Annotated in this window: 25 protein-coding genes; 13 read left to right on the top strand and 12 right to left on the bottom strand. The window is 70.9% G+C overall.

Going from position 1 to position 21,928, the window contains the following annotated elements; genetic code table 11:
• Positions 1-31: 31 nt before the first annotated feature.
• From Aco03nite_RS27355 to Aco03nite_RS27345, 3 genes are all read right to left on the bottom strand, one after another.
• Positions 32-997, bottom strand: coding sequence for a hypothetical protein (locus Aco03nite_RS27355; RefSeq protein ID WP_239145465.1), 966 nt, complete (start codon positions 995-997; stop codon positions 32-34).
• A 166-nt stretch (positions 998-1,163) separates the two neighbouring features.
• On the bottom strand, positions 1,164-2,294 hold the full coding sequence (locus tag Aco03nite_RS27350; protein ID WP_203799390.1) for a hypothetical protein: 1,131 nt from the start codon (positions 2,292-2,294) through the stop codon (positions 1,164-1,166).
• Positions 2,291-3,304 (bottom strand): hypothetical protein, encoded by a 1,014-nt coding sequence (locus Aco03nite_RS27345; protein ID WP_203799388.1) that lies wholly within the window; start codon positions 3,302-3,304, stop codon positions 2,291-2,293. The genes Aco03nite_RS27350 and Aco03nite_RS27345 overlap by 4 nt, the downstream gene beginning before the upstream one ends.
• A 102-nt stretch (positions 3,305-3,406) precedes the next feature.
• Here Aco03nite_RS27345 and Aco03nite_RS27340 point away from each other — a divergent pair, with 102 nt between their 5' ends.
• The 3 genes from Aco03nite_RS27340 to Aco03nite_RS27330 all read left to right on the top strand — a co-directional run bounded on the left by Aco03nite_RS27340 (position 3,407) and on the right by Aco03nite_RS27330 (position 5,626).
• Entirely contained in the window at positions 3,407-4,252 is an 846-nt protein-coding gene (locus tag Aco03nite_RS27340) for a rhamnogalacturonan acetylesterase (RefSeq protein WP_239145464.1), read from the top strand.
• Positions 4,249-5,103, top strand: coding sequence for an alpha/beta fold hydrolase (locus Aco03nite_RS27335; protein ID WP_203799386.1), 855 nt, complete (start codon positions 4,249-4,251; stop codon positions 5,101-5,103). The genes Aco03nite_RS27340 and Aco03nite_RS27335 overlap by 4 nt, the downstream gene beginning before the upstream one ends.
• A gap of 61 nt (positions 5,104-5,164) precedes the next feature.
• Positions 5,165-5,626: a hypothetical protein gene (locus Aco03nite_RS27330; RefSeq protein ID WP_203799384.1), complete on the top strand. Its 462-nt coding sequence runs from the start codon at positions 5,165-5,167 to the stop codon at positions 5,624-5,626.
• Positions 5,627-5,657: 31 nt separating this feature from the next.
• On the opposite strand, the gene Aco03nite_RS27325 is transcribed toward Aco03nite_RS27330, so the two are convergent.
• The 5 genes from Aco03nite_RS27325 to Aco03nite_RS27305 are packed head-to-tail and all read right to left on the bottom strand — an operon-like array spanning position 5,658 to position 10,028.
• Complete coding sequence (locus Aco03nite_RS27325) at positions 5,658-6,587, bottom strand: branched-chain amino acid ABC transporter permease (RefSeq protein WP_203799382.1); 930 nt, start codon at positions 6,585-6,587, stop codon at positions 5,658-5,660.
• A complete protein-coding gene (locus Aco03nite_RS27320; protein ID WP_203799379.1) occupies positions 6,584-7,435 on the bottom strand; it encodes a branched-chain amino acid ABC transporter permease in 852 nt (283 codons plus the stop codon). The genes Aco03nite_RS27325 and Aco03nite_RS27320 overlap by 4 nt, the downstream gene beginning before the upstream one ends.
• Positions 7,428-8,099, bottom strand: a complete 672-nt coding sequence (locus Aco03nite_RS54190) for an ABC transporter ATP-binding protein (RefSeq protein ID WP_203799374.1) — start codon at positions 8,097-8,099, stop codon at positions 7,428-7,430. The genes Aco03nite_RS27320 and Aco03nite_RS54190 overlap by 8 nt, the downstream gene beginning before the upstream one ends.
• Before the next feature lie 28 nt (positions 8,100-8,127).
• Positions 8,128-8,883 carry an ABC transporter ATP-binding protein gene (locus Aco03nite_RS27310; protein ID WP_203799371.1) on the bottom strand — a complete coding sequence of 252 codons (756 nt, stop codon included), beginning with the start codon at positions 8,881-8,883 and terminating at the stop codon, positions 8,128-8,130.
• A complete protein-coding gene (locus tag Aco03nite_RS27305; RefSeq protein WP_203799367.1) occupies positions 8,880-10,028 on the bottom strand; it encodes an ABC transporter substrate-binding protein in 1,149 nt (382 codons plus the stop codon). The genes Aco03nite_RS27310 and Aco03nite_RS27305 overlap by 4 nt, the downstream gene beginning before the upstream one ends.
• A gap of 72 nt (positions 10,029-10,100) precedes the next feature.
• Here Aco03nite_RS27305 and Aco03nite_RS27300 point away from each other — a divergent pair, with 72 nt between their 5' ends.
• From Aco03nite_RS27300 to Aco03nite_RS27255, 10 genes are all read left to right on the top strand, one after another.
• Positions 10,101-10,910 carry a PaaX family transcriptional regulator gene (locus Aco03nite_RS27300; protein ID WP_203799364.1) on the top strand — a complete coding sequence of 270 codons (810 nt, stop codon included), beginning with the start codon at positions 10,101-10,103 and terminating at the stop codon, positions 10,908-10,910.
• Positions 10,891-11,655: a class I SAM-dependent methyltransferase gene (locus Aco03nite_RS27295; protein ID WP_203799361.1), complete on the top strand. Its 765-nt coding sequence runs from the start codon at positions 10,891-10,893 to the stop codon at positions 11,653-11,655. The genes Aco03nite_RS27300 and Aco03nite_RS27295 overlap by 20 nt, the downstream gene beginning before the upstream one ends.
• A gap of 44 nt (positions 11,656-11,699) precedes the next feature.
• Positions 11,700-12,134: a PPOX class F420-dependent oxidoreductase gene (locus tag Aco03nite_RS27290; protein WP_203799358.1), complete on the top strand. Its 435-nt coding sequence runs from the start codon at positions 11,700-11,702 to the stop codon at positions 12,132-12,134.
• Between the two features lie 186 nt (positions 12,135-12,320).
• Positions 12,321-13,118: a slipin family protein gene (locus tag Aco03nite_RS27285; RefSeq protein WP_203799355.1), complete on the top strand. Its 798-nt coding sequence runs from the start codon at positions 12,321-12,323 to the stop codon at positions 13,116-13,118.
• An 86-nt stretch (positions 13,119-13,204) separates the two neighbouring features.
• Positions 13,205-13,750, top strand: a complete 546-nt coding sequence (locus Aco03nite_RS27280) for a hypothetical protein (protein ID WP_203799352.1) — start codon at positions 13,205-13,207, stop codon at positions 13,748-13,750.
• A complete protein-coding gene (locus Aco03nite_RS27275) occupies positions 13,750-14,418 on the top strand; it encodes a PIG-L deacetylase family protein (protein WP_239145471.1) in 669 nt (222 codons plus the stop codon). The genes Aco03nite_RS27280 and Aco03nite_RS27275 overlap by 1 nt, the downstream gene beginning before the upstream one ends.
• Positions 14,415-15,767 carry a glycosyltransferase family 2 protein gene (locus Aco03nite_RS27270; protein ID WP_203799346.1) on the top strand — a complete coding sequence of 451 codons (1,353 nt, stop codon included), beginning with the start codon at positions 14,415-14,417 and terminating at the stop codon, positions 15,765-15,767. The genes Aco03nite_RS27275 and Aco03nite_RS27270 overlap by 4 nt, the downstream gene beginning before the upstream one ends.
• A complete protein-coding gene (locus tag Aco03nite_RS27265) occupies positions 15,764-18,511 on the top strand; it encodes an ATP-grasp domain-containing protein (RefSeq protein WP_203799343.1) in 2,748 nt (915 codons plus the stop codon). The genes Aco03nite_RS27270 and Aco03nite_RS27265 overlap by 4 nt, the downstream gene beginning before the upstream one ends.
• Positions 18,505-19,662, top strand: a complete 1,158-nt coding sequence (gene wecB / locus Aco03nite_RS27260) for a non-hydrolyzing UDP-N-acetylglucosamine 2-epimerase (protein ID WP_203799341.1) — start codon at positions 18,505-18,507, stop codon at positions 19,660-19,662. The genes Aco03nite_RS27265 and wecB overlap by 7 nt, the downstream gene beginning before the upstream one ends.
• 19 nt (positions 19,663-19,681) lie before the next feature.
• Complete coding sequence (locus Aco03nite_RS27255) at positions 19,682-20,377, top strand: HAD family hydrolase (RefSeq protein ID WP_203799339.1); 696 nt, start codon at positions 19,682-19,684, stop codon at positions 20,375-20,377.
• 1 nt (position 20,378) lies between these two features.
• Here Aco03nite_RS27255 and Aco03nite_RS27250 read toward each other — a convergent pair whose 3' ends face one another.
• The 4 genes from Aco03nite_RS27250 to Aco03nite_RS27235 all read right to left on the bottom strand — a co-directional run.
• Positions 20,379-20,660, bottom strand: coding sequence for a hypothetical protein (locus Aco03nite_RS27250; protein WP_203799337.1), 282 nt, complete (start codon positions 20,658-20,660; stop codon positions 20,379-20,381).
• On the bottom strand, positions 20,653-21,549 hold the full coding sequence (locus Aco03nite_RS27245) for a WXG100 family type VII secretion target (protein WP_203799334.1): 897 nt from the start codon (positions 21,547-21,549) through the stop codon (positions 20,653-20,655). Before Aco03nite_RS27245 ends, Aco03nite_RS27250 begins: the two co-directional genes overlap by 8 nt.
• A gap of 5 nt (positions 21,550-21,554) precedes the next feature.
• On the bottom strand, positions 21,555-21,752 hold the full coding sequence (locus Aco03nite_RS27240; RefSeq protein WP_203799331.1) for a hypothetical protein: 198 nt from the start codon (positions 21,750-21,752) through the stop codon (positions 21,555-21,557).
• Positions 21,749-21,928: hypothetical protein (locus Aco03nite_RS27235; protein WP_203799328.1), on the bottom strand; the 180-nt coding region annotated here is incomplete at its 5' end. The genes Aco03nite_RS27235 and Aco03nite_RS27240, both read right to left, overlap by 4 nt.

Genomic DNA, 21,928 nt, shown 5'->3' with positions numbered 1-21,928 from the left:
ACATCTTCTCATCCGAACTGTCAGTGAGATGTCACCGGACGAAGAGCAGGTACAGACCAGTCCATGTACACGCGATCATGAAGAGGACAAGGGGGAACTCGTCGGCCAGCACCGCCAGCGGTGGCCGGGACGGGCTCTCGGCCAAGGCCCGGTCGTGGGCGACCAGCACGCCGATCGCGTGGCCGATCAGGATCAGGGCTATCTGGATCGCGGCGATCACCTCGGGGATCAGCCGGGGATCCCAGGCGCCGGGCGCTGCGCCGACCAGCAGCAGGACACCCCGGGGCGCTTCGACCACCAGCAGCGACAGGTAGTGGGCCAGGGTGTAGGCGGCGGCGATCGGGATCAGGGACATCGTCACGTCGAGACGGCCCGCGGTCCACCGCACCGCCAGGTAGACGGCTGCGCAGAAAAGGATCAGGCCGGGGGCGCCCCAGAGGGCTCCGGCGCTGTCGAAGACCGTCGAACCCCACCAGACCGCCACGAACGCCGCCACACCCGGGAGCGCCGGAGTCGCCAGGCCGGAGAACAGGCCGGGACGGCGCAGCGGGCTCAGGCGTCCGGCCAGGTCGGAGTAGACCTCGAAACAGTCGCCGCGGGCGAACCACTCCTCGCCCCGGAACGCCGCCGACACCACCTGGGCCAGGCCGTACAGCAGCAGGAACAGGCCGACCGCGACCGGATCGCCGTGGTGCGGCACGACAAGTTCAAAGGCCACGAACAGCAGCAGGTACGCGGTGGCAGGCCAGGTCGAGCCCGGGGAACCGAGCGGGCGCAGGCCCTCGGGTGGCAGGCGCAGCAGGGTGAAGATCGTGCGCAGAGGGTTGAGGCCGCGCCAGATCGGTCCCAGGATCACACCGGCCAGGACCAGGCCCACCCAGAGCCAGACGAACAGGGCGTGGGCGGCGGGGTTCTCCGGGCCGCGCGGGCCGATCAGCGCGTAACCGGTGAGATAGAGCGCCAGTGCCAGGATCGGGTAGCGCAGCCAGCGGGTCACGCCGAAGTCTCTTGGTTCGGCCGGTTTCAGGCGGGGCGTGCGGCACCAGAAGGCCGCGATCAGAAACGACAGTACGACGGCGGCGGCACCGGCCTACAACACCAGGTCCAGCGGCAACGGCAGATCCTCGGAACTGCCGACACCGTGCGCGAGCGGGGTCGGAGGGCTAGACATCACGCGGCGGGCCCTCGGCGTCAGCCGCCTGCTCGCCCGAGGGGCCTTCGGCGGGGGACGCGCTCTCGGCCAGGGAACCTTCCGTGTCAGACGCCTTCCCGGCCGAGGAACCATCCGTGTCAGACGCCTTCTCGGCCAAGGAACCATCCGTGTCAGACACCCTCTCGGCCAAGGAACGGAGGACTCCGGCACCGGCGATCGCCACACCGGCGCCCAGGCCGAGGGCCAGGACCACCAGGACTCGTTCCAGGGTGGCGGGGCCGGCGAAGGGCAGGACCGGGCGGTGGAACGAGGTCACGTCCGGGAGGACGAAGACCGCGGTCAGGGCCGCTCCGGCGCAGACCGCCAGGACTCCGGCGGCCCGGCCCCGGAGGACCGTCACCGCGCCGCCGATCACCAGCGGCCAGGCGAGCAGGTTGATACCCGCCGCGCTCAGAAACGTCGTCACCATCGGAGCGGACTCGACCGCGAGGGTGGAGCCGATCACGTGAGCGGCCGAGGCCAGCGCGGCGACGGAGCCCGCGACAGCGAGCAAAAGGTCGGCGCGAAGCAACCGGTGCGCGGGCGGCTCGCCCACGGAATCCGACGGGTGGGGATGCGGGTGGACCGCGGAATCCGACGGGTGCCGGTGGGCCGCGGGATGCGCCCTGGTCAGTCGGCGGGCCGCCAGGAGGAGGGCCGCGCCGGTCAGGGCCGCGGCGATCCACCAGACGGCGGGCCGGGGGCGCTTCTCCCCCACCAGTTCGCCGGTCACGGTCACCGGGGTGCCGGCCGCGTCCAGGGTCAATGTCCACGGGACGGTGCGGCTGGCGGGCACGGTGCGGCCGTCGGGGGTGGCGCGGGTGTCGATCCAGGTCACCTCGGTGCCGGGGGCGACCACGGCAGGGGCGGCCGTACCGCCGCCGGGGTTGATCGTTATCGGACTGCCGGTGTCGTTGCGCAGACGCAGCCTCGCGCCTGCCTCGATCGTCTCGACCGTCAGACCCGGAACGGACGGGGAGACCGCGACCACCCGGCCCCGCGCATCGGTGGCGGTCAGGCCGCCGGCATGAGCCGCCACCGGACCGCCGGTGACGACGAGCGTCCCGGCGACGACGGCGAGAACGACGAGGAACCGGGTCATCTGGGGAGGTGCTGGATGCTGCGGGTGACCAGGACGGTGGCGGCGCCGGTCAGGGCGGTCAGCGTGAGCAAACCGGTCAGGATGTGGACGTTGAAGCCGGTGCTGCCCTCCTGGATCTTGCCCACCAGCAGGACCGCGCCCCACACGACCGGCGGTGTGAGCAGTCCGAAGAGGACCCAGCGGACGTTCGCGGGCCACGTGACGAAGAGCAGGGCCAGGCGCCAGGCGAGTTCGATGGCGAAGGACGCGGCGGCCAGGGTCAGGGCCGGCCACCAGTCGTCGCGGGAGTCGAACATCAGGTGCATCAGGACGGCGACGATCGCGACCAGGGTGGACGGCAGGCCGATCGGCAGCGGCCAGCGCCGGCCGATCACGATGAACGGCAGGAGCAGCAGGACGGTGCTGACGACGTAGCCGTGGATGAGCTGCGCGTCCGGCGAGAAGACCGGGATCGGCTCCTGGCCGCTGCCCAGCTGGCGGAAGCCGATGCTCGACGCGTGCAGGGTGTAGATGTGCACCGGCAGCACGGTGAACAGCGTGGAGACGCCGACGAGCAGGGCGTTCCGCAGTCCCAGGGTGCGTTCGGGGCCGGTGGCCAGCATCAGTGCCGGGCCCATCGCGACCAGCACCATGCCGAGGATGATGAACTCGTGGCTGGGGCTGACGAAGATCTCCATGTCCCGCTCGATGCCCCAGATGTTGTGCCAGAGCGTGTCCACACCGCCGCCGACGAGCAGGAACGCCATGCCCGCGAGCGGCAGGCGCAGGGCGTTGGGCAGGGCGAGGACCGAGGCGTACGTCGGGATCCCCGGCAGCCGGGACCGCATGATCCAGAGCAGGGTGAAGCCGGACGCGGCGATACCGGAGTAGAGGACGCCGTGCCAGGGTGTCCAGAACGTCTCCAGCTCGGGGGTGGTGGCGTGGGCGTAGGCGTCGAGCTGGAGCCCGATCACCAACCAGGCGCTGGCGATCAGGAGGACCCAGCGCTCCCGGGCACTGAACGTCGTCACGCGGGTAACCTACATCGCCACTTGCGCACCTTTCGATCCCGTTTCCACCACCAGCGGGAAAGCGCTTGCCCACATCGATAGAAATTGATTAGATGTGCCCTCATGGAGATTCGACGGAGAACGTTGCTCCGCGCCGGAGCCCTCGCCGCGGTGCCCGCCCTGGCAATGGGCGAGCAGACGCCCGGCCTCGCCGCGAGCAGGCGCAGGCCCACCGTCTTCGTGGCCGGCGACTCGACCGCCGCCACCTACGCGACCGCCGACCATCCGCGCGCCGGCTGGGGTCAGGCGCTGCCGGTCTTCCTGCACGACGGCGTGCGTGTGGTCAACGAGGCGCTGTCCGGGGCCAGTTCGAAGAGCTTCTACGACCTGGGCCGGCTGGACCGGATCCGGGCCGCGATCCGCCCCGGCGACACCCTGCTGATCTCTTTCGGCCACAACGACGAGAAGATCACCGACCCGGCCCGTGGCACCGACCCGTGGACGACGTTCCAGGAACACCTGAGGCTCTATCTCGACGGGGCACGCGCGGCCCGGGCCACCCCGATCCTGGTCACGCCGGTCGAGCGGCGGAGATTCACCGCCGACGGTACGCCGTATCTCTCGCACGGTGACTATCCCGCCGCGATGACCGCACTCGCCACCGAGACCGGCACCGAGCTGATCGACCTCACCCGGCTGTCCTTCGACCTGTGGAGCAGGCTGGGCCCGGAGGCGACCAAGGACCACCTGCTGTGGCTGGAGCCCGGCGAGTCGGTCAACTATCCGGACGGCGTGCAGGACAACACGCACTTCCAGGCGCACGGCGCGATCGAGGTGGCCCGGCTGGTGGTGGCGAACAGCCGCGGGATCCCCGGACGGGACCGGCGGGCGCTGTGCGACACCGACATCCCGGACGACGTACTGACCTGGCCCCCGACCCGGCCCGCAGAGGGTATAGAGGGGGTATGACCCTGACTCTCGACGCTCCCGGTGCCGTGATCGCCTACGACGTCCACGAGCCGGCCGCGCCCTCGGACACGACACCGCTGCTGCTGATCGGCTCGCCGATGGACGCGAGTGGGTTCGTCACCCTGGCCGGGCACTTCACCGACCGGCGGGTGATCACCTACGACCCCCGGGGCACGGGCCGCAGCACCCGCACCGACCCCGCGCCCGAGACCACGCCGGAACAGCACGCCGATGACGTACGACGGGTGATCGAGGCCGCCGGGGGCGGGCCGGTCGACCTCTTCGCCAGCAGCGGCGGGGCGGTCAACTCGCTCGCCCTGGTGGCCGCGCATCCGGAGCTGGTGCGCACCCTCGTCGCGCACGAGCCGCCGGTGGTGCGGCTGCTGGACGAGGCGGTGGACGCCGAAGCCGCGGTCCGGGGCATCCGTGACCTCTACGAGCGGTTCGGTGTCGGCCCGGCGATGGTCAAGTTCATCGAGATCGTCTCGTTCCAGGGCCCGATCCCGCCCGGTTTCGCCGACGAGCCGGGCGCCGATCCAGCCACGTTCGGGCTGCCGAGCACCGACGACGGCAGCCGCGACGACGTGCTGCTGGGCCAGAACCTGGTCACCTGCTGCCTGTTCGAACCGGACTTCGCCGCCCTGAAGTCGGCCGGCACCCGGATCCTGGTCGGGGTGGGCGCCGAGTCCGAGGGCGAGCTGGCCCACCGGGCCGGGCGCGCGGTGGCGGCGAGGCTGGGCGCCGACCCGGTCGTCTTCCCGAGCAACCACGCCGGTTTCCTGGGCGGCGAGTACGGCCAGCACGGCGACCCGGTCCCGTTCGCCGCAAAACTCCATGAGGTCCTCGACTGATGCGTGCATCGAGGTGGCCCACCGAAAACAACGGGCATGTCTCCGACGGATGGGTGAGGCCGTGACGGAGCTGCGCTCCCTGATCGCCGCGGGTGACCCGGTGGCCCGGTTCGACGCGTTCGGTGTGGCGGTGCGACTGTCGCTGAACGCGATCCGTGAGCAGCTCGACGAGGCGTTCCTGGACCGGCACGCGGCAGCCGCTTCGGCGTTCTTCCAGGCGTGGCTGCCGCGGCTGGAGCCGTTCGAGCGGATGCAGGCCGCCGAGTGGGTGGCCGGTGAGTACCTGCTGAGCATGGTGCACATCCCCGACGCCTACGCGCTGGGTGCCCGGGTGCAACTGGAGGCGGCGGCGGGCGCCGCGGCGGCGCTGGCCGGGACGCTCACGGATTTCGGGGCGTTCGCCGACGGGCCGGACGCCGGGATCGACGCGGCCGTCCCGGAGCGTCTGGAGCGGCTCGCCCCGCCGGTGCGGGAGGTCGCGGAAAAGCTGGCCGCCGAGGTCGACGGGCTACCACGCGCGTGAGAAAACGGATCACCGCGCGCAAGAGCGCAGGTCACCCCGCGCGCGACGGGATCCGGAGACGGCGCAGGGCCGGGACCAGGCCGCGCGGCAGGTAGAGCACGCACGTGATCAGGACGATCGCGTACACCGCGTAGGAGAGCACGCTCGGGGCGTACCCGGGCATGCCGGGCTGGGTGCCGAGGGTGTTCAACAGCTGGACCAGCACGATGATCACCCCGGCGCCCACCACCGGCCCGGCGACGGTGCCGAGGCCGCCGACCACGGCCATCACCACGAACTCGATCGAGAGCAGCACCGGGAACGAGCCGGGCGACAGGTAGCCGAGGTAGAAGGCGTACACGCCGCCGGCCAGCCCGGCCATCGCCGCGGACAGGGCGAACACCGCGAGCCGGTGACGGCCGACCGGGACACCACTGGCGGCGGCCGCGATCTCGCTGGTCGCGGCGGCGCGGAGGGCGCGGCCGGGGCGGGACGCGATGACGTTGCGCGACACCAGGACGGCGAGGGTCAACACCACGATTGCGGCGTACGCGTACCCGAGATCGTCCCCGACCAGGCGCGGTATCCCCTGCAGTCCGATCGCCCCGCCGGCCCAGTCGGCGGATGCCAGCACCGACAGCAGGATCAGCTGCACGGCCAGGGTGGCGAACGCCAGGTGATGCCCGCGCAACCGCAGCAGGGGCGCCCCGAGCAGGACCGCCGCGACCGCCGCCACCACGGGTGCGAGCAGCAGCCCGAGGACCGGCGGCGCCCCGTGCACGGCGAGCAGGCCGGCGGCGTACGCCCCGATCGCGTAGAAGGCGGCCTGGCCGAGCGAGACCTGTCCGGCGTACCCCATCAGCAGTGAGACACCCACGGTGACCGTCGCGGTGAGTGCGAAGAGGACAAACGTCGCCAGGTGCCGCTCCGGAAGGAGCGGGGGGATCGCCAGCGTGACCGCGCCGAGCAGCAGGAGTCTCATCGGGCCCGGGCCGCCTGGACGATCATGACGGTGAGCATCAGCACGAGGGCCACCTCCACCTGGTAGGCGCCGCCTCCGTAACCGGCGGCGAGGGTCTGCGTGACGCCGAGCAGCAGGCCGCCGCCGAGGGCCACGACCGGCCGGGTCAGCCCGCCGAGGACGGCGGCGGCGAATCCGTTGACGATCAGGGTGACGTCGCTGTCGAACGTGACCTGCTGGACCGGGGTGGTGAGCACCCCGGCCAGGCCGCCGAGCGCGCCGCCGAGGGCGAACGCCAGCAGTCCCATCCGGCGGACGTCGATGCCCACCACCCGGGCGGCGTAACGGTTGGAGGCGCACGCGGACAGCGCCTTGCCGAGGTCGGTGCGGGCGAAGAACAGGGCCATCAGCAGGAAGACCGGCGCGGCCACCCCGATGATCAGCAGGTAGTGGGCGGGCACCCGGGCGCTGGCGATCTCGGCGACACCCGGCACACCCGGGAAGGATCGCGGCTGGTCACCCCAGATCAACACCTCGATGGCGTACGCCAGCACGCCCAGCCCCAGGGTGACGATCAGCGCGGTTCCGGGGGTGGTTCCGGGGCTGTCTCTCCGTGGTCCGAGAACGATCAGTCCGGTGAGGAGTCCGGCGGCCGCGCCGAGCGCCACCCCGCCCACCTCGGCGAGCCCGTGCGGCAACCCGGCGGCGAGCAGGGTCGAGGTCAGCATGGCGGCGAGCACCGCGAACGCGCCCTGGGCGAAGTTGACCACCCGGGTCACCCGGTGGATCGCGACCAGCCCGCTGGCGACCAGGGCGAACCCGGAGCCGATGCCGAGCCCGGTGAGCAGGTACCCGACCAGGTCACTCATGGCCCGCGCCCAGGTAGGCGTCGGTCACCCGGGGATCCCGGGCCAGCTCGGCGGACGGGCCGTGCAGGACGATCCGGCCGGCCTCCAGCACGTAGGCGTGGTCGCACAGGTCGAGCGCGAGCCGGGCGTTCTGCTCGATCAGCAGGACGGCCAGGCCCCGGTCGGTGTGCAGGGCGCGCAGGTGGGCGGCCAGGGTGCCGACGATCAGCGGCGCGAGGCCGAGGCTCAGCTCGTCGACGACCAGGATCTCCGGGTCGGCCATCAGCGCGCGACCGATCGCGACCATCTGCTGCTGCCCGCCGGAGAGTGCCCCGGCTTTACGGTTGCGTAAGGGAACCAGGTCGGGCAGCAACTCGTACAACCGCTGGGTGTCGCGGTTTCGGCGGCCCCGGCGCCAGGCGCCGAGCCGCAGGTTGTCGTCGACGGTGAGGTCCGGGAACATCTCCCGGCCCTCCGGGACCTGGGCCAGCCGGTCGTTGACGGTGATCGTCCCGGACGCCGGGCGGACCAGCCCGGACAGCGCTTTGACCAGGGTGGACTTGCCCGCCCCGTTGGCGCCGATCAGGGCGACCGCCTGGTGATCGGCAACGGTCAGGTCGACGCCGTCCAGGGCGGTGGCGCCGTCGTAGCGGACGGTCAGCCCGGTCACCTCGACCGCGGTCACGACGGGCCCACCGCCGTGGACGGCGTGGTCATGACGGGCCCAGGTAGGCGGCGACCACTTCCGGGCGGGCCCGGACCTCGGCCGGGGTGCCCTCGGCGATGACCCGGCCCAGGTCGAGCACGGTGACCCGGTCGGCGAGCCGCATCACGAACGCCACGTCGTGCTCGACCAGCAGGATCGTCAGCCCCTCCGCGCGCAACCCGGTGATCAGCCCGGCCAGCCGCTCCCGCTCGGCGGCCCGCAGCCCGGACGCCGGTTCGTCGAGCAGCAGCAGCCGCGGCCGGGCACAGAGCGCGCGGGCCAGCTGCAACGATCGCTGCCGGCCCAGCGGCAGCTCCTCGGCCGCCCGGCCGGCCCAGTCGGCGAGGCCGGTGCGTTCCAGGCAGACCATCGCGGCGGTACGGATCTCCCGCTCGTCCCGGCGATGGGCGGGCAGGCGCAGCGCCGCCGCAAGAAAGCCGGAGCGGGTGGTGGCGTGCGCGCCGACCATCACGTTCTCCAGCACGGTCATCCCGTGGAACACCCGGGCCGCCTGGAACACCACACTCACCCCGCGGCGTGCCCGGCGGTGGGCGGGCAGCCGCTCGACCGGGTCGCCGTCGAACCGGACCCGCCCGTGATCGGCCGCGAGCTGCCCGCCGATCAGAGCGAACAGGGTCGACTTGCCGGCCCCGTTCGGCCCGATCACCGCCCGCAGCTCGCCCGGCTCGACCGTCAGGCTCACGTCCCGCACGGCCCAGACCCCGCCGAACGCCCGCGACGCCCCCTCGACGACCAGCCTCACCGGAAGCGGCTCTTCGAGAACTCGGTCGGCACGAACTGTCCACTTTCGATCGTGTTGATCGAGATGAAGTCGGTGGTCAGTCCGGAGTGGTCGTCGGCGGCATAGGTGTAGGTGCCGTTCGGGGTGGTCAGGGTCAGATTCTCCAGAGCATCCCGGATTTTTGTACGGTCCGAGCCGCCCGCCTTGCCGATCGCGGCCGCCAGCAACTGCACCCCGCTCCAGCCGTCCTGGGCGAACTGTGGCGGCGGATAGCCGTACCTGGTGGTGAACGCGGTCGTCAGTTCGTCGACCGCGGTCTTCAGCTCGCCGGCCGGCAGATGGGTGCCGACCACGCCGACGGAACTCGCGATCGTCGCGCCCTCGGCCGCCGGGCCCACCGGATCCAGGAACAGTCTGCTGGCCTGCGCGCCGGTCAGCACCAGCGGAATCGTCAGGCCGGACGCGGCGTACTGCTTGGTCAGCGCCACCGCGGGAGCGCCGGTCGCCCACACCATCAGGGCCTGCGCCTGTGACGAGCGCACGTGGGTGAAGACCGCGCCGAACTCGGTGGCCGTCGTCTGGAACTCCTCCACGGGCGCGATCGTCACCCCGTACCGGGAAGCCTGGGTCTGCAGGCCCTTCGCCCCGGCGACCGCGTAACTGCTCTTGGTGTCGAAGGCGAGCGCCACCCGAGTGATCTTCTCGTTCTGGAAATACTGCAGCGCCGCCTCGGCGTAGGCGCCGGAGGTGGCCGGGACCACGAAGACGTACGGATGGATCGGGGTGACCTGCTCGTCGGCCGGGGTCAGCGAGAGGTAGGGGATCTCCGCCCGGTCCACCAGCGGAATCGTGGCGAGCGCCGAGTTGCTGAACGGCGACCCGATGATCGCGTCGGAGTCGCCCTTGAGTTCGTTGAAGGCGAGAACGGCCTGGTCCGGCAGGCTCTTGTCGTCGCGGACGGTGAGCTCGACGGTGCGCCCGCCGATGCCACCGGCCGCGTTGATCCGCTCGACGGCCAGGGCGACGGACTTCTGGTTCTCGGTGCCGAGCGGCGAGTAGTTGCCGGTGAGCGAGACGATCTGGCCGACTCTGATCACGTCGGTGGTCTGGTTGTCCTGGCAGCCCGCCAGGGCCACGACCAGGACGAGGGCCAGCATTCTGCGCATGACGACCTCCTCGGACATCGACGCTAGGCATTTGTTTGGACGGCCGTCAAGAAGATGCCTAACATCTAGCCCATGCCGCCGAATCCGCAGACGTTGATGCTTATGCTGCTCGGGGACTTCGTCCTCGACCGCGGCGTGTGCGTCCACTCCGGCAGCGCCGTCGACGCCCTCGGCCGCCTCGGCGTCACCGCCCACGCCACCCGCTCCACCCTGACCCGGATGGTCCACCGCGGCCTGCTGCACCGGCAGCGCGACGGCCGGCGCATGTACTACGGCCTGACCCCGCGCGCCGCGGCGCTCCTGCACGACGGCCGCGCCAGGATCTGGGAGACCGGCGCGGTCAACGAGAACTGGGACGGCACCTGGACCCTGCTCTGCTTCTCCCTCCCCGAGGCGTGGCAACGCCAACGCCACGACCTGCGCTCCCGCCTGGCCTGGTCCGGTTTCGGCCCACTGCAGGGCGGCCTGTGGCTGGCCCCCGGCGAGGTGGCGGCCCAGGACATCGTCGAGGAGCTGGGCCTGTCGGCGCACGCCCGCGTCTTCCACGCCCGGGCAGCCGACCTGACCGACATCGGCGCGATGGTCCGGGAGGCATACGACCTGACCGCGTTGGCGGCGCGTTACCAGTCCTTCCTGTCCCGATGGGAGGGCCCACCCCCGCTGTCCGACCCGCTGGCGGCCCGCTTGACCCTGATAGCCGAATGGCACGACGCCATCCGCCGAGACCCCCGCCTACCGGTCGAACACCTACCCCCGGAATGGCCGGCCCACCGAGCCCAATCCCTCTTCCGAACCCTGGAGAAGTCCTACCTACCCCCGGCCCGAGCCATAGCGGCCGACCTCCTGGACCTAAGGTTCGGGCATGGGATCGACGAGGCTTGACGCCGGCTACTTCGACGAGTGGTATGCCGACATGGGTGGGTCGGCTGATCGGGACGCCGTCATCGCTGGGGCCATGGGGCTGCCCGCTGAACTTCGGGACGCCGGGGTGCTCAGCTGGTCAGCGATCGGGGAGGTTGCCTCCGCGCTTGAACTTCCCGCGGACGGGGTGCTCGTCGACGTCGCCTGCGGGCGCGGGGGCTACGGGATCGAGATCGCCAAGCGGGCCGGTGGGCGGCTGGTCGGGGTGGACTTCTCGGCTGTGGCTCTGGCTGTGGCTGCGGTCACCGGGGCGGAGCGGCTGCCGGGGCGGGCCGAGTTCCGGGTGGGGGATCTGGCCGGGACCGGGCTGCCGGATCAGGTTGCCGATGCGGTGATGTGTGTGGACGCTGTGCAGTTCGCCGCTCCTCCGCTTGCCGCTGTCGTCGAGTTCCGGCGGCTGCTGAAACCTGGTGGGCGGGTTGCTCTGACCTGTTGGGAAGCGGTTGATCCGGCGGATGGGCGGGTGCCTGCCCGGATTCGGGCGGTGGATCTGCGGCGGGACCTGACGACGGCCGGGTTCACGGAGATCCGGGTGGCGGAGATGCCTCAGTGGCGGGTCGCCGAGCGGGAACTGTGGGAGTCCGCGATGGCCGCCGACGGTTCGGACCCGGCGGTTCGGGCGATGCAGGACGAAGGACGGCGGTCGCTGGAGACGTTCGACGCGATGCGCCGGGTGTTCGCCACCGCACGCCGGGCCGCGGAGTAGCCAGGCCGTGGAATAGCCGGATCCGGGGCGGGATTGCCGTTGGTATGACCGAGACTGAGTTCGATCCGCGGGCGCTGCTCGCCCAGAGCAAGATCGGTGTGCTGGCCACGATCAAGGCGAGTGGGGTGCCGCAACTGTCGCCGGTGACGCCCTACTACGACCGGGACGCCGGGGTGATCCTGGTGTCGATGACCGAGGGCCGGGCCAAGACCGTGAACCTGCGCCGCGACCCGCGTGCCGCCCTTCAGGTGACCAGCGCCGACGGCTGGTCGTGGGCCACCGCCGAGGGCGACGTGACGCTCGCCGGGCCGAGCACCGACCCGGACGGTCCCGAGGTCGAGGCGCTCGTCGACTACTACCGGCGGGCCGCGGGAGAGCACCCGGACTGGGCCGAGTACCGCCAGGTGATGGTCGACGACCGCCGGGTGCTGATGACGTTGACGGTCACCAAGGTCTACGGACAGACGATCCGGCGATAAATACGTTGAACCGCCGCCGGGGCCCGGAGCATGATCTGAGTGGCCCCGGCGGCATCAGAAGCCGGCACTTAACCAGCGGGTGCACTGGCGATCAAACCGCGCTCGTCCGCTGGAATCATCTGTGACCGGTCCTTCACATCGGGACCGCTACGGGGCCACCCAAAATCTATTCAAGAGGTGTGTCCCATGTCCAAAGAGGTGATCATTCGCAGCGGTTTCCAGGGTCTGCGCTATGTCGACGGTCGTTTCGACCGGGTGCTGGAGCCGGGGCGTCACCCCCTGTCCACGGGTGGCCGGTTCCGGCGTACCGCAAAGATCGAGATCGTCCCGATCGACTTGCGTGAGCGCGAGCTGAACATCAAGGGCCAGGAGATCCTGACCGCCGACAAGGTCGCGGTCCGGGTCAACATCATCACGCATTTCCGGGTGACCGACCCGGTGGCGGCCATGGAGCGGGTCACCGACTACGGCGACCGCGTCTACAGCGACGTGCAGCTCGCCGCCCGGCGGTCCCTCGCCTCGATGACGCTCGAGGCCATCCTCACCAACCGCAATCAGCTCTCCGAGGACATCCTGCGGGACGTCGAGGGGGTGTCCGCGGGCTACGGCGTGGAGATCATCCGGGCCGATGTGAAGGATCTGGTCTTCCCGGGCAACCTGCAGGACGTGATGAACCGGGTGCTGACCGCCCAGCGGATGGCCGAGGCGCAGATGGTCGAGGCGCGGACGAAAGCCGACCGGGAGACCCTGGAGGCGACCACCCGGGCCGAGACGGCACGTTTCGCCGCGGAGGCGGACGCCGAGGCGAAGCGGATCCGCGCGGATGCCGAGGTGGACGCGTTGCGACGGCTCGCCGAGGCGGCCCAGGCGTACGCGGAGCATCCGGCCCTGCTCCGGCTCCGCGAGTTGGAGACGATCAGCGCGCTCGGGGCGAACGCCGAGGCCCGGCTGTACATCGGGTTCGACAAGCATGTAGCCGACTAGCTCCCGGGGGATCCCTCAAGCGGACGGGGGCGCGACCGATCGTGCCGGTCGCGTCACATCCCGTCCGACTGCGGAGGTTCCCCTACATGCGTCTCGTCTCGATGTTGCGCCGGCGTCGTATCGCCTTCGCGGCCGGTGCCGTGGCTCTGGTCGCGGCCGTCACCACGGCGCTGTTCGTCAACACCGGCCCGGCGGCGGCGACCTGGCAGACCCTGTCCGGCAGCCCGACCTGTGACTGCGTGGTCAAGAACAGCAAGACCGGAGAATATCGGGCGGTCTTCGGGTACGTCAGCAACAGCACCGCCACCGGGAAGATCGCCGCGGGCGCCAACAACCGGCTGGAGCTGACCGGCGGCAGCGGCTCCCTCGACACCGCCGTGACCACCCGTTTCGAGCCGGGCACCCACAAGGCGTCCTTCGCGACCGGCTGGGTCAGCAAGAACGCGCAGGTCACCTGGTCCGTCGGTGGCAAGACCGTGGCCGCGCACTGGAACCGCCCGACCTGTGGCAACGACGTCAGCCTGCCGGCCGGTGGCAATGGGCTCGGCCCGATCATCGCGCTGCTGGCCGCCGGTGTGGTGTTCGTCCTCGCCGCGGTGATCCGCCGGCGCCGGGTGACCCGCTCGTCATGATGCGCAGCGTGCTGGCGGTCGGGGCGCACCCCGACGACATCGAGCTCGGCTGCGGCGGCACCCTCGCCGCGCACCGGGCCGCCGGGGACTCGGTGACGATGCTGGTGGTCACCGGTGGCCAGAACGGGCCCGGTGACATCGACGGCCGGCGCCGGGAGGCCGAGGCGGCCGCCCGCAGCCTGGACTGCCTGCTGATCTGGGGCAGTCTGCGGGACTGCGAGGTCGCCCCGGATCTGGCGACCATCGCCCTGATCGAGCGGGCGATGGCCGACGTGGGCGCGGACGTGGTGTACGTGCACGCCCCCGACGACTCGCACCAGGATCACCGGGCGGTCGCGGCGGCCACGGTCAGTGCGGCCCGGCACTCGCTGCGGGTGCTGCACTACCGCAGCCCGTCCACCACCCGGTTCGAGCCGACCGTGTTCGTCGACATCTCCGCCCACCTGGCCCGCAAGATCGACGCGCTGTCGTGTCATCGCAGCCAGGTGGAGAACTCGGCGATGGTCGACCCGGAGGTGGTGGCGGCGAGCGCACGGCACTTCGGGGCGCAGGCACGGGTGCGGTACGCGGAGTCGTTCGTACCCGGCCGCTTCGTCTGGGACCTGACCCCGCCCCCCGCATTGCCGCAACTGATCGAGGTCCCGGCGTATATAGAAGCCGCAGCGTGAACCGGCGAGGGCGCCGCCGGGCGGTGCCCTCGCACCACCGTCTCGGGTTGCTGCTGCATGCCGCGGTGTTCGTCGTGGTTGCGATCATTTTCGGGCTCGACAGCACACTCGGCTGGATCGCCACCGTACTCAACGTGGTGTTCCTGATGTTCTTCTTCCGGCACCTCGGGTTCGCGGTGTCGGCCGCCCGCTGGACCGAACGCGACCTGGACGCGCCGCTGGTCGGCACCGAGGCGTTCACCCCGCCGGTCGCCGTGCTCGTCGCCTGCAAGGACGAGGAGCTGGTGGTCGACGGGATGGTCGCGGCGATGCTGTCGCTGGACTATCCGCCGGAGGCGCTCACCGTGGTGATCGTCGACGACGCGTCCACCGACGGGACCGGCGCGAAGCTGGACGCGTGGGCGGCGGCCGATCCCCGGCTGCGGGTCCTGCACCGGGCGCCGGGCGCCGGCGGCGGCAAGTCGGGCGCGCTCAACGACGCGCTCGCGCTCGTCGACGCCCAGGTGGCGGTCATCTTCGACGCCGACCACCAGCCGGAACCGGACGTGCTGCGCCGGCTCGTGCGGCACTTCCGCGATCCGCGGATCGGCGCCGTGATGGGCCGCTGCGTGGTCCGCAACGGGGTCGAGTCCAACCTCGCGTCGACGATCTTCATCGACTACCTGTCCGGCTACCTGGTGAACGAATACGGACGCCAGGCCCTTTTCGAGCTTCCCGCGTACGGGGGTGCGAACTGCGCCGTCCGCACTGATCTGATCCGGTCACTCGGTGGCTGGAACCCGCACACCGTCACCGAGGACACCGACCTCACGCTGCGGCTGCTGCTCGACGGGTGGCGGGTGCGCTACGACCCGTCGGCCGTCGACTTCGAGGAGGCGGTGCTGTCGTCGCAGCGGTTCTGGAAACAGCGGTACCGGTGGGCGCGCGGGCATCAGAAGTGCCTGCGCGACTACTGGCGGCCGATCCTCCGGACCCGGCATCTGTCGATCATGGAGAAGGTCGAGACGATGCTGTTCCTGTGGGTGTACCACGTACCCGTACTGTGCGGCCTGGGTCTGATTCTGATCGTGCTCCGGGCCTTTGGCATCGGGGATCAGTCGGCGGTCTCGATGGTGGCGCTGTCGGCGCTGCTGTTCGCCGGCCCGTTCACCGAACTGGCCGTCGGGCTGATCCTCGGCCGGGTCGAGCGGCGCGCGGTGTGGATGCTGATCGGCTTCATCCCGGCATTCGGCATGTCGATCCTGACCTCAACAAAAGCCTACTTCGACGGCATGTGGGGCACGTCCTACACGTGGTCCAAGACGGCCCGCTCCGGGGTCACGTCGACACCGGTCAAGGTCGCCGCATGAGCCTTGTCGACAAGCGTCTCGGCACCACGTTGGACAGGCAGATCAAAAGACGCACGACGATTGCCACCGTACGACGTCGCAGGCTCGTGTTTCTGGAAATGATCGGCGCGGTCGTCTTCTGTGTGGGCGGCTACCTGCTCTGGATCGACCCGGTCCGGTTCTTCGAGGTGCGACTCGCCTCCAAGATCATCGAGCTGATGGGGGTGGACCGGATCTCCGGCGCGCTCGGCGACGGCTTCGTGGTCTTCGGGCCGAACCTGGAACCGGTCGTCGCCGAGATGACCGGCTCCTGCTCGATCCTCAGCAGTGTGCTGGCCCTGGCCGCCCTCGCCGTGCTCGCGTTGCGCCAGCGCCCGCAGGCGCTGCTCGGATTCCTGGCCGCCAGCGCGTTCGTGATGGCCGCCAACCAGGTGCGGCTGCTCGGATCGCTGCTGGCCGGCCGCTACCTGGCCGTCGACGCGCTGGTCTTCTTCCACGACTGGATCGGCGCGGTCCTGAACTTCGCGTACACCCTCATCGGGCTCCTCATCATGATCGGACTGACCATGTACGACGCCGAACGTGCCGAACAGGACCGTGCCGGCCGGCACACCGCCGACCGTCCCGCCGCGTGGGCCCGCCCCGGACTCGGCCACCGGGTGTCCCTCGATCCGGCCCCGGTCGACTCCGCGCCGGTCGATGCGCCGCCCAAGCTGCAGATCGCCGCCGTCATCCACCGGCGGATCCTGCCGAAGGCGCTGTCCCGGCGGCTCGCCCAGCGCCGGGAACAGCGCCGGATCGACTACCGGGTCGGGCACGAGACCCCGGCCCGGCGTGCCGAGATCGTCCGGGACCTGGCCGCCAAGGGGCTCGGCGTGCACACCGCGACGTTGCTCGCGGTGGCGTCCTACGAGACCGATCCGCTGGTCCTGGACGCCCTCGCGGGTGCGATCGCGCAGCGCCAGTGGGAGCCGATCGCCGGTGGCGACGTGATCGCCCTGCGGCTGTGGGCGCGGGCGTGGCTGATGCGGGCGCCCCGGGAACGTACCGTCGCCGAGACCGGCCGTCTCGTCGCCGTCACCGGTGCGGGCGGGCCGGCCGGGGTCGCCGTCATCCGGGCCCTCCAGGCCGCCGGCGAGCACGTGCTCGCTCTGGACGCCAACCCGGACGCCGTCGGGTTGCGGTTGGCCGGCCGGCACGCGGTTGTTCCCCGGGCGGATCATCCGGCGTACGCGGAAACCCTGCTCGCCGTCGTCGCGGAGCACCGCCCGGTCGCGCTGATCGGCACGGTCGCCGAGGAGTACGGCGTGCTCAGCCCGCTGGCCGGGGCCCTCGCCGGGCTCGGGGTGCGCACCTGGCTGCCCGACCCGGACGCCGCCGACCTGTGCCTGGACAAGGTGGCGTTCGCGACCACCATGCACGCGGCCGGGGTGCCGCATCCGGCGACCGCGTGGACCGCCGCCACCGCCGGCCAGGTCCCCGGCCCGTGGGTGGTGAAACCGGCCCGCGGCCGGGGCAGCCGCGACGTGGTCCTGGTCGACGATCCGGCCGAGCTGGCGCACGCCTTCGCATCGGTTCCGGACGCCATCGTGCAGACCCGGCTGGCCGGCCGCGAGTTCACCGCCGACGCGCTGGTCGCCCGGGACGGCACGCTCGTCGCCTGTGTCCCCCGCTGGCGCGACGAGACCCGGGGCGGCATCTCGGTCCGGGGCACGACCTTCGAATCACTCGCGGTCACCGAGCTGGTCACCGCGACCCTTGCCGCGGTACGCCACACCGGCCCCGCCAACGTCCAGGGTTTCCTCAACGAACACGGCGAGGCCACGGTGGTGGAGGTGAACCCGCGCTTCTCCGGCGGGCTGCCACTCACCCTGGCAGCCGGAGCCGACGTGGTAGGCACCTACCTGACCGGCATCCTCGACCCGTTCACCCCGTTGGGTTCCCTGGGTTTCCAGCCAGGAGTCCGCATGTCCCGCCATTTCGCCGAGCTCTACTACACAGCCGACGGCACCCCGGTCCCCGACCCCCTGTCCCCCACCACGGTCTCGGTCCCGAACTTCACACCCCCACCCACCCCTCCCCTCACGCTCGCCGTTCCTCCGGCGCCCACCACTGCCCCGGCGTCCGCCTTCCCGGCCCCGGCGCTCCCGGCCATCGACGCCTCTCCCACCACACTTCCGGTCGGCGCGGCGACCGCCACGGCCGCCGCTCTCCCCGCGCCCGTTGCCTCCCTGTTCTCTACCGGTTTCCCGGCACCGGGCCCCTCCGTCGTCCCGGCCGTCTCCTCGTCTCGCGCCGGGCACCCGGCCCCGGTCATCCCCTCGCCCGCCGCCGACAATCCCATCCCGGCTGTTTCCTCCTCGCCCGCCGCGTTCCCCGACGCCGCTGCCCTTTCGGCTTCCGGCGGGTTCCCCGGTTCCGCTTACCTGTCCACCCCCGCGATTCCCCTTTCCCTCGCGGCCTTCCTCGCGCCGGCGCCGTCCCCCTCCGCCGCGTCCGTTCCCTCGGCGGCCCCCTCCGCCACCGTTTTCTCCACCTCCGCTGTTCCCTCCGCCTCCGCCGGTCCGGCTTCCTCGGCGTTTCCCTCGGCTGCGGAGTTCGGTGGGGCGGACTACATTCCCTCGGTTTCTGCGGATGTTGCCCGGGTAGCGGCGACCCGGCACCTTCATTCCTTGCCGGACATTTCGGATATTCCTGATTTTGGGCCTGGGGCTGCCGCGCCGGCGGCCGGGGACTCGGAGACTCGTACCGGAGGTGGATGGTGAAGCGGCACATCGTCGTTCCCTTCGGGACCCGGCCCGAGGTCATCAAGCTCGCCCCGGTCGTGACGGCCCTGCGGGAGGCCGGCCACCTGGTCACCGCCGTGGACACCGGGCAGCACCGGGACGCGGCCATGAGCGGAGACGTCCAGCGGGACCTCGGCCTGACCCCGGACGTCCGCCTCGATCCCCCGGCCGGGCTCGGCGGACTGGTCACCGGAGCACTGGGGTTCCTCGCCTCGGCCGAGCTGGACGACGATTCCGTGGTGCTGGCGCTCGGGGACACGCACACGGTGCCGGCCTGGGCGCTGGCCGCCCGGAACGCCGGGGTTCCGTTCGCTCATCTCGAAGCGGGACTGCGCAGCTTCAACCCGCGCAGTGCGGAAGAGGTGAACCGGCGGGTGGCGGCGGCCACCGCGCAGATCCACTTCGCGCCAACCGAGCGGGCCGCGGCGTTCCTGTTGTCCGAAAGTGTTCCTGCCGAGCGCGTGTTCGTGGTCGGCAACCCGGTGATCGACACGTTGCGGGGGCGGGGCTTGTCACCCGTACCGGCAAATGATCGAAGTGGGGTTCTGGTGACCGCGCACCGGGCCTCGAACGTGGACAGTCCGGACCGTCTCGCCCGTCTCGTCGACGTCGTCGGGCGGCTGGCGGCGATCGGTCCGGTTCGATTCCCGGTGCACCCCCGCACCCGGGCGCGTCTCGCCGAGTACGGGCTGACCGATCGGCTCGCGGCCCTACCCGGGGTGACCTGCGAGGATCCGCTTCCCTATGCTGCGCTGCTCGATGCGCTGGCCGGGTCGCGGGTGGTGGTCACCGACTCCGGCGGGCTCCAGGAGGAGGCCGCGTTCTTCGGCGTGCCGGTGGTGGTGCTGCGGCGTTCGACCCCGCGCTGGGAGGGTGTCGAGGCCGGTTCGACAGTGCTCACCGGCATCACCAGCGACGCCGAGGCGATCAGCGCGGTGGCGGCGGCACATCACCTGAGTTCGCCGTGGCAGCTGGAGCGGATCTCGGCGATGCCGTGCCCGTACGGCGACGGCCGGACCGGTGCCCGGGTGGCGGAGCTGCTGTCCGATCCTGATCTGAGCCCGCTGCTGGCACTGGACGAACCCGACCATACTGACGGCTCCCTGCCCTGGGAACTGCTCCCCGCCTGAAGTGATTGCCGAGACAACCATGGACCTGATCGATAATCCACCGCTGGCCGTTGTCATCGACCTGGACGACACCCTGTTTCCGCAGGCCAGCTACCTGTACGGCGCGGCGCGGGCGGTGGGGCGGGCCGGTGCCGCCGCCGGACTCGACCAGATCCGGCTGACCCGGGCGGTCCGGCAGTCGCTGCTGGCCGGCTCAGACCGGGGCGGCACGATCGACGCCGCGCTGGCCGCGTACGGCATCGGCCCGGACCTGGCAGTCGATCTGATCCCGACGCTGGTGGCGGCGTTCACCGGTTACCGTCCGCGCCGGCTGCCGCCGTACCCCGGGGCGCTGGCCGCACTGGCCGCGATCAGCGCCCGCTACCCGGTGGCCTGCCTGACCGACGGCAACCCGGCGATCCAGAGGGCGAAACTGGCCGCCACCGGCCTGTCCGAAGCTTTCACCACGATCGTCATAACCGACGAGCTGGGCGGCCGTACGCTGCGCAAACCCCACCCGGAGGGCCTGCACCGGGCAGCGGCCGCCCTGGGCGTGCCCCCCGCCGACCTGGTGGTGATCGGAGACCGCCCCGGCAAGGACATGGCGGTAGCGGCAGCAGTGGGAGCCCGCTCCATCCGAGTACGAACCGGCGAATACGCCACCGCCCCCGACACCCCACCCCCCACCGCCACCGCCGTCGACTTGACGGCAGCCGCAGCCCTACTCACGACCTGATTCAGATCGGACACCGAACGCTACGACCTGCCTCTTCCAGTTCGGTACGCCGTCCCGGATCCATCGTCTGGTAGGTCTGCCAGAACCTGCCGAACGCGGCACCGATCTCGTCGCCGTACACGCTGCTCGCGGCCATCCGGCGCAGTGATGCGCCGGCCAGCACCTCGCGGCTCATCTCGCGGATCTCGGCGTTGTCGTGATCGGCGAGTGCCACGAGAATCTCCCGGATCCTGGCGGCCAGATGGATGTCGCCATGGGCGATGTCCAGTATCTCGTCAGGCATGAGCACCCACCCCGCTCAGGGGGTGGTCGTATCCGGCATCGCCGCCGAGCAGCGGCGGAGTGATCGATTCCAGCTCGCTGAGTGCGATGTGCACCATCGAGCGGAAGCCCTTCACCGCCGAATCCGCGTACGCGAGGTACTTCGTGACGGTGCCCCACATCGCGAGCATGCTGGCCGCTTCGGCAGCGGCGACTCCCCACCCCACCGCGGCACCCGCACCTGTCATGGCGGTGGCGGTGCCACCGGCTGCCGCCAGACCGGCGATGAGGGCCGCGTCGCAGATTCCTTTGATCAAGCCACCGATGGCATCCCCTGCCTCCCACACCGCTTCCGCCATGAGCCGGTATTCCTCGGCCAGTGACGCCAAAGGCGAACGAAGCCGGTCCACGAAGGTGGCGAAGTCGGTGAAGTAGCGATGCGCCGCGTCGCCGGCATTGCCCTGCCAGTACTCCTGCAGGGCGCTCGCTCCGGCCTGAACGTTGTAGGCGAGATCGTGCACGGCTGTCGCCGCGTTGGTCAGGACCGGCTGCATTCGGGCGAGCACTTCCCAATCGCCGAAAAGTTTGTTCTGCACTTCCTGGATCGGATCGAAACCGAAAACGATGTCGAAGCCCTTCATCGTCCAGGAAGTCGGGCTGACGTAGTCCATCCAGCCCATCGTGTTCACCGGGTTCTCGGGTTCGAGGTCGGGTGTGTTCAGACTCCGACTGGGAAGCCTGGAATCCTGGAACGGGAGCGGCGGGCATACGTCGACCTCGGTCTCGATCACCGTCGGGCACCATTCTCCGGTGGCGGGAAGCGCACGATCGAGGTCGATGGCCGCGGCGAGAGTCGTCTGCCGGTAGTAGTCCGCCGCTGCGCGGAGTTCGATCGCGGAATTCTCCAACATGCAGGTCAGCCGGTTGAAGCTTCCCTCGATCGCGGCGACGGCGACCGATTGCCGTCGACGGCGATTCCGAACAGCTCGCCCCCGGTCCCGTCCGTGGCGTTCTTCGTGATGTAGTCACTGATGGCACGGGAATCGTCACCGGCCCGGTCGATCTGATCAGCATAGGAGACCGGAGCGTGCGGTTCGATGTTGAGAAGACTCATGATCCCCTCCCGGACACCAGAGCCAATCCCGCGAGGCCCAGCGCGACGAGCGTGACCGCCGCGATCAGAAGTCCGAGCACCAGTTTGGGGTACCTCCGGCTGAAGTAGACCCCACCACCGCAGACGCCGCCCACGGCGCACGCCAGGGTCGGTGCCAACTTCGCACCGTCGCTCAT

The sequence above is a fragment of the Actinoplanes couchii genome, assembly GCF_016862075.1.
GTDB lineage: Bacteria > Actinomycetota > Actinomycetes > Mycobacteriales > Micromonosporaceae > Actinoplanes > Actinoplanes couchii.
This window is presented reverse-complemented; position numbering and strand designations above follow the sequence as displayed.